This window comes from Bradymonas sediminis, from assembly GCF_003258315.1.
In the GTDB taxonomy this organism is placed as follows: domain Bacteria; phylum Myxococcota_A; class Bradymonadia; order Bradymonadales; family Bradymonadaceae; genus Bradymonas; species Bradymonas sediminis.
In genome coordinates this window covers 235,081-247,905 of the sequence record NZ_CP030032.1, presented here as the reverse complement: position 1 = coordinate 247,905, position 12,825 = coordinate 235,081, and the positions used below count along the sequence as shown (strand labels likewise).

The 12,825-nt window shown below is 63.8% G+C and carries 6 protein-coding genes; 3 read left to right on the top strand and 3 right to left on the bottom strand.

Features of this window, described 5'->3' with window-relative positions; all coding sequences use genetic code 11:
• Positions 1 to 47: 47 nt before the first annotated feature.
• On the top strand, positions 48 to 1,994 hold the full coding sequence (gene abc-f / locus DN745_RS00840) for a ribosomal protection-like ABC-F family protein (RefSeq protein WP_111331255.1): 1,947 nt from the start codon (positions 48 to 50) through the stop codon (positions 1,992 to 1,994).
• A 21-nt stretch (positions 1,995 to 2,015) separates the two neighbouring features.
• Here abc-f and DN745_RS00835 read toward each other — a convergent pair whose 3' ends face one another.
• Positions 2,016 to 5,762, bottom strand: coding sequence for a serine/threonine-protein kinase (locus DN745_RS00835; protein ID WP_111331253.1), 3,747 nt, complete (start codon positions 5,760 to 5,762; stop codon positions 2,016 to 2,018).
• A 246-nt stretch (positions 5,763 to 6,008) separates the two neighbouring features.
• Positions 6,009 to 6,152, bottom strand: coding sequence for a hypothetical protein (locus DN745_RS19110; RefSeq protein WP_162687373.1), 144 nt, complete (start codon positions 6,150 to 6,152; stop codon positions 6,009 to 6,011).
• Between the two features lie 92 nt (positions 6,153 to 6,244).
• Here DN745_RS19110 and DN745_RS00830 point away from each other — a divergent pair, with 92 nt between their 5' ends.
• Both DN745_RS00830 and DN745_RS00825 read left to right on the top strand, forming a co-directional pair.
• The gene (locus DN745_RS00830) at positions 6,245 to 9,307 is read left to right on the top strand and encodes an AAA family ATPase (protein WP_162687372.1); all 3,063 of its coding nucleotides are present in this window, start codon (positions 6,245 to 6,247) and stop codon (positions 9,305 to 9,307) included.
• Between the two features lie 282 nt (positions 9,308 to 9,589).
• The gene (locus DN745_RS00825; protein ID WP_111331249.1) at positions 9,590 to 10,894 is read left to right on the top strand and encodes a nucleotide sugar dehydrogenase; all 1,305 of its coding nucleotides are present in this window, start codon (positions 9,590 to 9,592) and stop codon (positions 10,892 to 10,894) included.
• A gap of 87 nt (positions 10,895 to 10,981) precedes the next feature.
• Here DN745_RS00825 and DN745_RS00820 read toward each other — a convergent pair whose 3' ends face one another.
• Complete coding sequence (locus tag DN745_RS00820) at positions 10,982 to 12,808, bottom strand: hypothetical protein (protein WP_111331247.1); 1,827 nt, start codon at positions 12,806 to 12,808, stop codon at positions 10,982 to 10,984.
• Positions 12,809 to 12,825 lie beyond the last annotated feature (17 nt).

The window sequence follows — 12,825 nt, the reverse complement described above, 5'->3', positions numbered from 1 at the left end:
ATCATCGAGCGCTCACATTCACAGCCCCCGTACCCCTTGAAGTGATTATGGTCCTGTTGACCGCCGAAAATATCTCCAAAGCCTACGGCGTTCGCACGCTCTTCGAAGACGTGAACCTGACGATCAACGAGCGCGACAAGATCGGCGTCATCGGAGTCAACGGCGCCGGAAAATCGACCTTCTTGAAGATCATCTCGCAGCGCCACCAGGCCGACACCGGCGAGATTTCGACCTCAAAAGGCCTGCGCATCGAGGTCCTCGACCAGGCGCCCGAGCTCAACGAGGAGCTGACCGCCCTGGAGCAAGTGCTCGACGAAGGTCCGCCGGTCTTTGAGGTCGTGCGCGCCTACGAGAAGCTCGCCCGAAAGATGGCCCAGGGCGACTATAGCGAGGCGCTCATCGAGAAGATGGGACAGCTCGGCGAGCAGATGGACGCCCTGGGCGGATGGACGCTGGAGAATGACGCGAAGACCATCCTGACCAAGCTGGGGATCGTCGACCTGGACCAGCGCATCGGCACCATGTCGGGTGGCCAGCGCCGCCGCGTGGCGCTGAGCCGCGCGCTGATTCGCCCCTCGGACTTGCTCATCCTCGACGAGCCCACCAACCACCTGGACGTCGACACCATCGAGTGGCTCGAGGACTACCTGACCAATCGCACCGGCGGCCTCTTGATGGTCACCCATGACCGCTATTTCCTTGAGCGGGTCTGCGAGGTGATCGTTGAGTTGGCCGACCAGACCCTGCACCGCTACGAGGGCAATTATTCGACCTTTTTGGAGAAGCGCGACCAGCGCTACGAGATGCTCCAAAAGCGCGAGGACAAGCGCAAAAACCTCGCCCGGCGCGAGCTTGAGTGGCTGCGTCGTGGACCGAAGGCGCGAACCTCCAAGAGCAAGGTGCGCGTCGAGCGCGCCCACGAGTTGATCAACACGACCCACCTCACCGAGCAGCGCGGCGACGTCGAGATCGACACCGTCGAGAGCCGCCTGGGCAAAAAGACGGTGGTGCTCGAAAATATCCACAAGTCATGGCCCCGCCAGGCCGGCGGCGCCGACGGCAGCGAAGAGAAGCCCGAAAAAGTCGTCATCAAAGACTTCTCCTATAACTTCGCGCGCAACGACCGCCTGGGCATCGTCGGGCCAAACGGCGCCGGCAAATCGACCCTGCTCGATATCATCACCGGGCGCACCACCGCCGACTCGGGCACCATCGACGTCGGCGAGACCATCGTCTTTGGCTATTATGACCAGCAGTCGAGCAACCTGGACCCGGCGGAGCGCGTTCACGATTATATCCTGAATATCTCCAATAAGATCGAGACCACCGAGGGGTTCTTCACGGCCACGCAGATGCTCGAGAAGTTTCTCTTTAGCCGCGAGCGCCAATGGGATGTGATCGAGAAACTATCCGGCGGCGAGCGCCGCCGGCTGTACTTGCTCGGTCAGTTGATGCGCAGCCCGAACTTTTTGCTGCTCGACGAGCCGACCAACGACCTCGACGTCGAGACCCTTGGCATCCTCGAGGATTATCTCGACGCCTTCAGCGGCGTGCTCATCGTGGTCAGCCATGACCGCCACTTCTTGGACCGCGCCGTGGACCACCTGCTGGTCTTCGGCGAAGACGGCACCATCGAGGAATTCCCCGGCTCCTACTCGCCCTGGTACGAGTACCGAAAAGAGCAGGCATCCCTGGAAGCCGCCGACCGCAAGGCCACCCGCAACGCCGAAAAGGCCGCCGAAGCCGCGCGTCAGGAGGCCGAACAATCCTCCAAATCCGCCACCGGGCTTAGCTATAAAGAGAAAAAAGAACTCGCCGCCTGCGAGAAGCGCATCGAGGCGATTGAGAAGCGCAGCGCCCAGATCGCCGAAGAAATGGCCGCCAACCCGACCGACCACGAGGCCATGCGCGTCCTCGCCGAAGAGCAGAGCGCGCTCGACGACGAGCTGATGGAGGTCATGGAGCGCTGGGAAGACCTGGCCGAGCGCGCCTAATTCATCCCACCGGCGAGGCGTTTATTCGCACTCAAACGCCTCGCTAAGCGCCCGCGCCTTCGCCGCGCGCGCGGGGTCACCGGCGGACTCGGTGACCTGCGCGGCGACCGCCGCCGCCCGGGCGATATGCGGGTCACGCATCCCCGTGCTTCGCCGAAGCTCCTCGGCCTGGGCAAAGAGCGCGTTCCAGATCACCCAATCATGATGATGGGCCGCGCACGCGAGCAATAAGATGCTCGCGTGGGCGAGGTCGCTGCGCTGGCGTTCGCGCTCAAAATGGTCGCGCGCGTTGACCAGCAATTGGCGGGCGCGCTCGAATTCGCGCCGCTCGATCCACAACAGCGCGAGGTTCAGCCGCACCCCCATCGCGCGCTTGGAGCCGATCGATTCATAGAGTCGAAGCGCATCCTCGACATGGGACTCCGCGGCCTGCGGGTCGCCCAGAAGATAATACAACTCCCCGAGATCATTGAGACAATCGGCCACGCCGATCTGGTTTCCGCCGCTGGCAAAGAGCCCGCGCGCCTCTACAGAATAAGCGCGCGCCTGCTCAAGCTCGCCGACCTTTCGGGCGACGTCACCCAGCGCGTTATAGCAGCGCGCCAACGATTGCGAATCGCCGCACTCCTCGAAGATCTCGCGCGCCCCATGAAGCAATTCTTGGGCGTCCCCAAACGCGCCCAGCGCGATCCGAACCCGGGCGAGCCCCAGCGTGCTCAGCCCGCGTTGATAGGCGGGAAGTTGCGGCACCGCGGCGCGCTCGGCCTCTCGCGCCCGCTCGAAAGCGCTCTGCGCGACGTCGTAATTGCCCAGGTGAAGATGGGCGTTTGCCAGGGCACAATAAGCCGGCGAAATAAGGCTCACGCTGCCCAACTTCTCGGCCGCATCTGCGGCCAGATTGCCAAATTTTAGCGCGCGCTTAAAACGCCCGGACCATCCGAAAATCTCGGAGCGATGCAGCCAGCCACGCGCGCGCTCGCGGCTCAACCAATCCCTCGGGAGCGCAAGGGATGCCGGCATCAGCGCGGCGTTGGCCTCCAGCGTATCGAGGAGTGCTTCGAGCTCGTCGAGCAGCTCATGCGCCCGCGATAACTCGCTGCGCTGGCTGCGGTAGCGCACGGCCGACATCAGCGTAACCGCGGCTTCAGCAAGGCGCCCGGCCTGGCGAAGATAATGCGCCCGGCGCTCCGCATGGGCCGCAGACTCCGGATACAGCGCGTCGAGGGTATCGGCGCCAATCGAGTTGAGCAGCTCCCAGCGATTGGCTTCGACGCTCAGGCGTTGCAGGCTCTCGCGCAACATGCGATGGGCGAAACGCCAGCCGGAATCAACCAGGGTGCGAGACTGGCGATCGCTTGCGTCATCACGCCCCGGCTGGGCGAGGGCGTGCTCAAAGAGCGTGTCTTCAAGCGCTTCGTCGACCGCGAGCCCCGCGGCCGCGCAGGCGTGGCGCCACTCAGCGCGATCCACCGCCACCCCAAACGCCGCGGCAAGCTCAAGCGCCTGGCGGGTATGGTCGGGGTTGGCGCTTCGGTCGAGCACATATTTAAGCCGGGCGCGCCAGATTTGGTGGACCCCATCGGGAATCGTCACCTCGCCGCCCTCTTCCAGGCAAAACCCACGCTCGCCGACCTTCAACTTCCCGGTGCTCACCCAATCGCCGACCAGTTGCACGGCGAAGAGCGGGTTTCCGCCGGAGCGCTCCTCGACCTGCTCGGCCAGACCTCCCTCGAGCAGCAGAAGTCGTCGCACCAGTTCGGCGGTATCCTCCGCGTTCAGCGGCAAGATACGATGGGTCTGCGCGCACTCTAATTTGGCCAATGCTTCGAGCGACTCTCGCTCTCTGGGGCACTCGGCCAGCAGGTCCTCATGCGCGGTGGCGACGAGCATAATCGGCACCCGGATAGCATCGCCGGCCATCAAAAATTGCATCCAGGCCAACGACTCCGCGCTCCAATGAATATCCTCAAAGCAGATGATGAGCGGTTGCTTGCGCGCCACGCGCTCGACCGCGCGGCGTAGCAGCGAAAAGCGTTGCGCCTCCGAGGTCAACCGCACGCGCTCAACCGACGGATCATTGGCGGCCAGGTTGCTGTTAAATGGCGAAATATACTCGGTCAACGCGCGCCACTCGTAGGGCTCGGTGACCCCTTCGGCCTCTAAAATGGTGCGCAGCCGGCGCTCGGTCTCGTGGCGATTTAAACCCACGCATCCATAGTGGCGGGCAAAGAGCGCAGCGAGCCCGTCGCTGGGCGAGTCCATCTGCGAATGCGTCGCCGTCAGGACCTTGGCCGCGCCGACTTCGGACGCGCGCTCACAGAGCCAGCGCGACAGGCGCGACTTGCCCGTCCCGGTGCTCCCGCGCAAAATTACGACCCGCGGCTGAAAGTCGCGGTGCATCTGGCGAAGCGTCGCCCATAGCGCGTCGCGCTCCGATTGCCGGTCGACCATGCGCACGGTGCGCAACCCGAAGAGCCCGAGACCGGCGCCCAGCAGTTGCGGCGCAGGCTCGATGCGCCCGCGTTTTTCCCATTGCACCGGCGGCTGCGGCGATACGATCTCGGCCAGGGCCTCGCCCACCTCCTCATCTTCGGCATTTTGGGCGGCGTCGCGCCCAGGCGCTTCCTGCTCAAAATAGCCCGCGGCTACCGCCCCCGGCGAGACCGCCCGGGTCGCCGCGTCCATCTCCTCGATCACCTGGAGCATATCGTCGCCATCAGGATCTCCGAAGTCGATCAGACGCGTGGTATCGGCGACGCCGTGGCGCGTCGTGTTGTCCCCGGCATCCGCGCTCGGGCGCAGCAGATGCGTGCTCCCCTGGCTCTTTAATTGCTGGGAGAGGCCCGGAGGCGGCTCGCCGGTGCCGGCGATATCATAGTCATCCGCCACGTCGAAGGCCGGGTTGTTTCCCAGGATAACCCGCAGCGAATACGCCGCGTGGGCCGCGCTGGGAAACCGCTCCCGAAAGTCCTTCTGCAGCAAACGACGCAGCCACCCCTCAAAGCCCGCGGGGACCTCGAGGCGCGGGCGATAAACCGGCAACTTTCGATGCAAATGCAGGGCGCTCAACTCGACGGGGCTATCGCTATCAAATGGCAGCGCCCCGGTGGTCAGCTCCCAGCCGACCACGCCCAGGGCGTAGAGGTCGGTGGCGGGGCCATAGTCGCGGAATTGACCGCGAAATTGCTCGGGCGCCATATAATGCGGCGTCCCCCAGCCCTGCTCGAATTGGCCGGTGCGCCCGGTGAGATCCATCGGATGGGCGAGCCCAAAATCAGCGATCTTGAGGCCGAGCGGGTCGTCGGCGTCACAGCCCACCAGCAAATTCTGGGGCTTTAGATCGCGGTGCACCACGCCGCGCGCGTGCGCGTGGGCCAGCGCGTCGAGCACCTTGAGCAAAACATGTCGGATAATCGGCCAGGTGGTATTGGGCACATAGCGGTCCAGCGAGCCCCGCTTGGCCAACTCCATCACGAGGTAGGGGCTGCCGGCGCTCAGGCGCCCGCCCGAGCTTCGCTGGGCCGCAGCGTCCACCGCGTTCATGTCCAACACCCGCACAATGCCGGGATGATCGAGGGCTGCGACCGCGCGAATCTCGTTGCGAAACAGGCGCACGAACTCCTCCTGGTGCGCCCCCTGGCTGGTCAGCACCTTGATCCCAACTTCCAGCCCGTCGGCGCGATGCACCGCCCGCCAGACCTCGCCCATCCCCCCGCGTCCGATGACATGGCTTAGTTCAAATGGACCCAGTCGAATTGTTTTCGGCATTGTATATCTGCGGCAAATTTGGGGTTCTAGAACGCGATATCTACTCCAGAATCGCGATAAGTAGCGCTTCTATTCTACCCGGCTCAAACCCAAAAGCACAATTAATTCACTCATGATACCGCTCGGATATCCAAACCCATTCGCCCGAATTCTTGGCAAATAGAAGCGCCAAAGCACGCAGGCCTTGTCAAGGCTCAATCACCGATCTACTTAAGGCGCGGACGGCCCAACTTTGGCTTTCCAGCTTTACGAGAATTCGGCCGATGTGTTATCTTCCGCAGGCCCAAATCTTGTATATTTGCGCGCGTCGAACGCTCCTTCGGAGAGCGCCTTATGGATGCTTCGAAGACTCGACTCCGCCACGATCTCACCCTGATTTTCAGATTGCATTATTTCAGAAATATATTTTTAGATACGCGCTCGGAGCGCTTAAGCTCCGGGCATCGCACGTATCTGCCCGCCGTCCGGAGGCAACGACAAGGATGAGTCTTCCTCTAAGCAGTGAACTTGGAGCGGTGCTCGATGACGCCCAGGAGCGCGCCGAGCGCGCCTCCCAGCCGGCCTCTTCGGCGCATCTTTTGCTCGCACTTTTTAGCGTCCCGAACCGTGCCGCGGTCTTCCTCGAGGACCGTGATATCACCGTTGGGACAATCCAGCAAAAAACGGACGATCTCGGCCCCAAGGCGGTCGAAGCGCCGATGATCCTGGAGCGGGTCTACGCCCGCGGCGAGCGCATCGCCATGGGCTCACGGGCCGACGCGGTCGGGTGCCTGCATATCTTGGCGGCCCTGGTGCGCGAGTCCTCCAGCCTCGCGGTGAAATTTCTCAAAGAAAACGGCGTCAACGTCAGCGCCATTCGCGCCTCGGTGATGAGCTACGCCACCGGCTCAACCCCGCTGCCGCGCCGGCTGCGTTCGGTCGACAGCAGCGCGGTTCACGCCACGCGAAGCTTCGATAATAAACCGGCGGCGAAGATGCGCGAAGACGCGCCCAGCTCCATCGGATTTCATCCCTCCCTCGGGGTGAGGGCGCCGCGCCAGATGCAGACCTCTGTCGAGACCACGACCGCCCAGGAATTCGAAAGCCGCGGGCCCGAAGCGCCCACGCCGATTCGCAGCCAGCCGATCAAGCCGCGCTTTGGCCGCGACTCCGCGACCCGCGCCACCCGCGGCCCTCGCCGGCCCAGCAGCAGCGCAAGAACCTCGAGACCGGTCGACGCGCGCAAAACAGAGACGCCCGCGCCGCCCGAAAAAGACATCGCGCCGACCCCAAAGCCGCGCATCACGCCGCGCGCCGACACGCCGCCAAAGCCTGCAAAACCCGTCGCGCCGATCCGTAAACCGGCAGCCAAGGTGACGCCCAAACCGGCCGCAAAGCCCGCGCCGAAACCAACGCCCGAGGCGACGCCCGAAGCCCCCGAAGAGACGCCGCGCGCCAAGACCAATCCGAACGCCGCCGCGGCCATCGCCGACGCCCAGGAGACCACGCGCAACCTGGCCGAGCGCCTCTTCGGCAAGCTCGACGCGCCTAAAACCACGGCGCCGACCGATGACGCGTGCACCGACGAAGTCGACAATCTGGACGAGCCCTCCGAAGCTGCGCCGGTCGTCGCCCGAAAAGTCTCCAAGAAAAAGAAGCCCGCCGCCGACAAGGCAGCCGGCGTCGACGGCATCCGCCTCGAAGACCCGCTTGAGCCCAACGAAGATCTGGCCGCGTCTTACGAACTCGACAAAGATCAATACCCGAACCTGGTCAAATTTGGCCGCAATATCACCGCCCAGGCCGCGCGTGGCCGGGTCGACCGGGTCGTCGGACGAGACGCCGAGATCCTGCAACTTATCGATGTCCTGGGGAAACGCCGCTCGAATAACCCGGTGCTCGTCGGCGAAGCAGGCGTCGGCAAGACCGCCATCGTCGAGGGGCTGTCGCGCGAATTCGTCAAGCTCGCCCAGGACGGCAACCGCCTGGGCAAGCGCGCCATCATCGAGCTCGAATTGGGGCGCATCCTCAGCGGCACCCATCTTCGCGGCTCCTTCTCCGAGCGCCTCATCGGCATCAAAGACGAGGTCGAGGCCGCCGGCGGCGACGTCATCGTTTTCTTGGATGAGATGCACTCATGGATGACCGCGGGCGGCGGCGGCGACGGCACCGACGCCGCCGGTGAGCTCAAGACCGCGCTCGCCCGCGGCCGCTTCCCCTGCATCGGCGCGACCACCCACGACGAATTCCGAAAATTCGTGGAGTCCGACCCGGCGTTTGTACGCCGCTTCCAATTGGTCTTCGTCGACGAGCCCGATATCGACACCGCGCGCCATATCGCCGACGGCATCCGCGGCCACTACGAAAAACACCACGGCGTGCGCTACGACGACGCGGCCCTGGACGCCGCGGTGCGCTTAAGCCACCGCTATATCTACCAGCGCCGCCTGCCGGACAAAGCCATCGGCGTTTTGGACCTGGCCGGCAGCCGCGCCGCGCGCACCGGCGAGTCGCTGGTCGGGCGCGAATTGGTCGCAGAAATCGTCGCCGAGATGGCCGGCATCCCGCCCGGGCGCCTCAGCCAGGGCGACCGCCAGCGCTTCCTCGATATGGAGACGCACCTGCAAGACGGGGTCATCGGCCACCGCGAAGTCATCGGGACGCTCTCGGATCTTATCCGGCGCAATTACGCCGGCTTCCGCGGTCGTCGCCCCATCGGCAGCCTGCTCTTTTTGGGGCCGACCGGCGTCGGTAAAACCGAGATGGTCAAGGTCCTGGCCGACTTCCTCTTCCACGACCGCGACGCCGTGGTCCGCCTGGATATGTCGGAGTTTATGGAGGCCCATTCGGTCAGCCGCATGCTCGGCGCGCCTCCCGGCTATGTCGGCCACGAACAGGGCGGCCAGCTCACCGAAGCCGTGCGCCGCCGGCCCTATCAGATCGTGCTGCTCGACGAGATCGAGAAGGCTCACCCCGACGTGCTCAATATCCTCCTGCAGCTCTTCGACGAGGGTCAGTTGACCGACGGGCGAAGCCGCAACGTCAACTTCTCCAACACCGTCATCATCATGACGAGTAACCTGGGCGCCGAGGTCTTCAGCGAGCAAAACGCGCGCGCCTCGCGCGGGCGCATCGGCTTTGGCGGCGACAGCGCGTCGAGCTCGGGGGACAAGTCCCGCAAGATGACCGACGATGTCCTGGGCGCCGCGCGCGGGCATTTCCGCCCCGAGCTGTGGAATCGCATCGACGAGAAGCTCGTCTTCTTGCCGCTTGAGCGCGACGAGATCGCCAGCATCGCCAAGCTGCAACTCGAAGATAGCAAGAGCCGCCTCTTCGACGAGAGCGGCATCACCCTCGAGTTCAGCCCCTCGATCATCGACTTCCTCATCGACCACGGCGGCTTCGACCCGGAGCTCGGCGCTCGCCCGATGCGCCAGACCATCCAACGCCTCATCGAAGGCGCGGTCGCCCGGCTCATCCTCTCCGGCGAGGTCACCCGCGGCGGCGCGATGCGCGTCGAGATCAAGGATGATGAGGTCGTCTGCATCAAGAGTGAGACAGCCTAGCCCAAAGCCCGGGCGCGCCTCCCAACGCGCCCGGGCCCTCGCCATCTTCGCCTCCCGCCATCCGAGCACACCGCCGCCGCTTGCGCGGCAATTCCATATATAAAAATTCGTGGATTGAGCCCGCCCAGACGCCCGCGGTGAAGGCATTGATGCGGGATAAAAAGCACCAAATATAGGCATTTAAATGCTGGATTCGGGGCGCGCTAAACTATGCACCCCAGCGCGGCTTTGCTATATTTCGCTGCTGTTCCAACGCTCACTTTCTTGAAACCCGAGTTAATAATGAGTTCATCGTTTGAGAGCCTTCGTAAATCGTTTGAAGACCACACCGCGACCGTCGCGGTCATCGGTCAGGGATATGTCGGACTTCCGCTGGCGCTGCGTTTTGTCGCCGAGGGATTTCGCTGTATCGGCATCGATATTAACCCGCAGCGTGTCCAGCAATTAAGCGAGGGCATCAGCCATATCACGGACGTCTCGAACGATGAGCTGCGCGAGGCGCTCGACTCCGGACTCTATGAGCCAAGCTTCGATTTCGCGCACATCGCCGAGGCCGACGCCGTCTCGATCTGCGTGCCCACCCCGCTCAATAAGACCCGCGAGCCCGACCTTTCGTATATCCGCGCGGCCGCCGAGAGCGTGGCGCCCTACCTTAAGTCGGGCTGCCTGGTGGTGCTCGAATCGACCACCTACCCCGGCACGACCAACGAAGTGCTCACGCCGATGCTCATCCTCGGAGACCACGAGCTGGACGACGATATCTTCGTGGCCTTTAGCCCCGAGCGCGTCGACCCGGGCAACCTCAAATATAAGATCGGCAACACCCCCAAGGTCGTCGGCGGCGTCACCGAGATGTCCGGCGTGCTCGCCAAGACCCTCTATGACCAGGTCATCGACGAGGTCTACCCGGTCACCAGCGCCACCGGCGCGGAGCTGGTTAAATTGCTCGAGAATACCTTCCGCGCGGTCAATATCGCGCTGGTCAACGAGATGGCGATCATGTGCGACCGCATGGATATCGACATCTGGAGCGTCATCGACGCCGCCTCGACCAAGCCCTTTGGCTTCATGCCCTTCTACCCGGGCCCGGGCATCGGCGGGCATTGCATCCCGCTGGACCCGAGCTACCTGAGCTGGAAGGCCAAGAGCTTCGGCTTCTATAACCGCTTCATCGAGAGCGCCACCGACATCAACACCAATATGCCGCGCTTCGTCGTCAATAAATTGGCGCGCATCCTCAACGACGAGGGCAAGGCGCTGCGCGACGCGAATATCATTCTGCTCGGCATGTCCTATAAGCCAGACGTCTCCGACACCCGCGAGTCCCCGGCGCTGGATATCTGGAAGCACCTCACCGACTGGAAGGCGAACCTCAGCTTCCACGACCCCGTGGTCGAATATGTCGAAGAGCTCGACAACCAACGCTCCGTCGCGCTCACGCCCGAAGTGCTCGCCGCGGCCGACGCCGTGGTCGTCGTGACCAACCACTCCGCCATCGACTGGGAGATGGTCATCGAACACGCGCCGCTGATCTTCGACACGCGAAACGCCATCCAATCCCGCGCCTCGCATATCCACAAGCTCTAAGAGACGTCGGATAGGCGGCAGCGACGCCCCAAAAAGAAAGCCCCGAGCATCACCTGGATGCTCGGGGCTTTCTCGTGTTTTAGACGCCTATTCTCGCGGCTTGCTGAAGATCGTGACGTCGCTAAAGACACCGTTATCGCTGCGCAGTCCCGTCACGCCGTCGTAGGAGAGCGTGCCCACATCGCCCTTCCACACCAGCTTATCGTCGACGAAGACCTGCAACACGTCGTCCTTGAGATAGGCGCCGAGCGTGTGGGTCGCGCCGGGCTTGACCAGCGGCGGATGGGTCACCGAAGTCGGGCGCAGGTTCGCGTAGCCGGCGTTGCCACACTCGCGATTTAGGTGTTGGCCCGGGTTCGACTTGCTCGACACCATGATGCGCTGGTCCGGGTCGATTCGCCACATCACATAGAGGACGTTGCAGCTATCCTGGGCGCGCAGCTTCAGCCCAATCTGGGCGCGCGAGCGGCCCGAGGCGAAGTCCACGGTCTCCTCACTGGGGCCATCATAGGTGAAGCGAACCAGGCCCAGGCGGCCATCGGAGCCCGGCAATTCGACGCGCAGCTTGGGCACCTTAATCGCGAAATCATTCGAGCCCGACACCTCATGCTCGACGTTGCCCAGGATAAGGTCGAGGGAGCGTGGGTTATACGAAGTCAACTTCTTCAGCTCCTCCTGGGGCGTCGCGGGTCGCTTAATCTCGCTGAGCGGCGTGGGCTTATAGGCGAGCGCGAAGCGACGCGTCACATAGGTCGTCGCGTCTTCCTGCGGGTTATCCTCATCGCGCGCGGCCTCGCGCGCCTCCATCGTCCGCAGAAACGCCTCCATTTCTTTGAGCCGCTCGGCGACCGGCGCGGTCTCGGCCAGCAACTGTGCGTAGTCGAACCACACCAGGTTCCGAAAAGAAACCGCCTCCTGGCCTTTGAGCGGGGCGAGGCGCTCCAGGCGCTCCTCGAGGTCCGCCAGCATCAGCGCGTTGGCCTGCAATTTCTCGCGGTCGGCGCGGGCCGAAAATTGATGCGCGCGCACCAACTCCCGCAACTTCCCGCTCGGGCCCCCCGGGCGCTTCTCCTGCCAAACCTCATGCGCGTCAATCGCACGCTCGGTCGCAGCGCCGGCCCATAACTGGCCGATATTAAAAGAGAATGTGCCGCCTGCAAAAACCGGCGCCGAGGTGGTGTCACCGAAGCGATGCGAATAACCCGCGGCCAGGCTGAGCTCCCAGGACTCCGCGCGCTGGGTCTTCGCCTGGGCGCGCTGATACGCAGAATCAGCCGTCAAGAAGGCGTCCAATAAGGCGTGAATATCCGGGGATTTCGCGGGCGCGTCGCCCAATTGAACCAGGGTGTCGCGGGTGTTCTGAGCCATGCGCTCAAGGGTGTCCAGGCGGATTTGCATGGCGCGAAGCTCGCGGTCCGACGCGCGCTTTCCGGCGACCGCCGCTTTGAGCCCTTCGATCACCTCTTTTGCCTGCGGAATCGCCTCGGCGAGCACCTTTTGCTGGGCTTCGAGCGCCGCGCGCTGGCCGATATGACCGCTGCGCTCAAGGGCCGCCTCAAATCGCGACATCGCCCGATAGCGCGCACACGCCGCTTCGGCCTCGTCGCCGAGCAAAAACCCGCGGTATAGGTCGCTAAAATCGTAGCGGATACCCGCCAAGATGCGCCCGCGAAGCGCCCCGTTATCGACCAACTCCCCGCTATCATAGAGCCCGTCCCCCCAGGACCAGGCGACCACGTCGGGCGCCCACAACAGGCTCTGCTCGGCGTCGGCCTGCGCCCCGCGCCAGGTGCAATACGCGTCGAGGTGCTCGGCGGAGGTGTCATCCGGCGACTGAGCGAACGCGGCGCTCGGCCCCCCGGCAGCGACGATGAAGATTCCAATACAAAGAGCCCGACGGCACAAAATAGGCATAATGACTCGAAAACAAT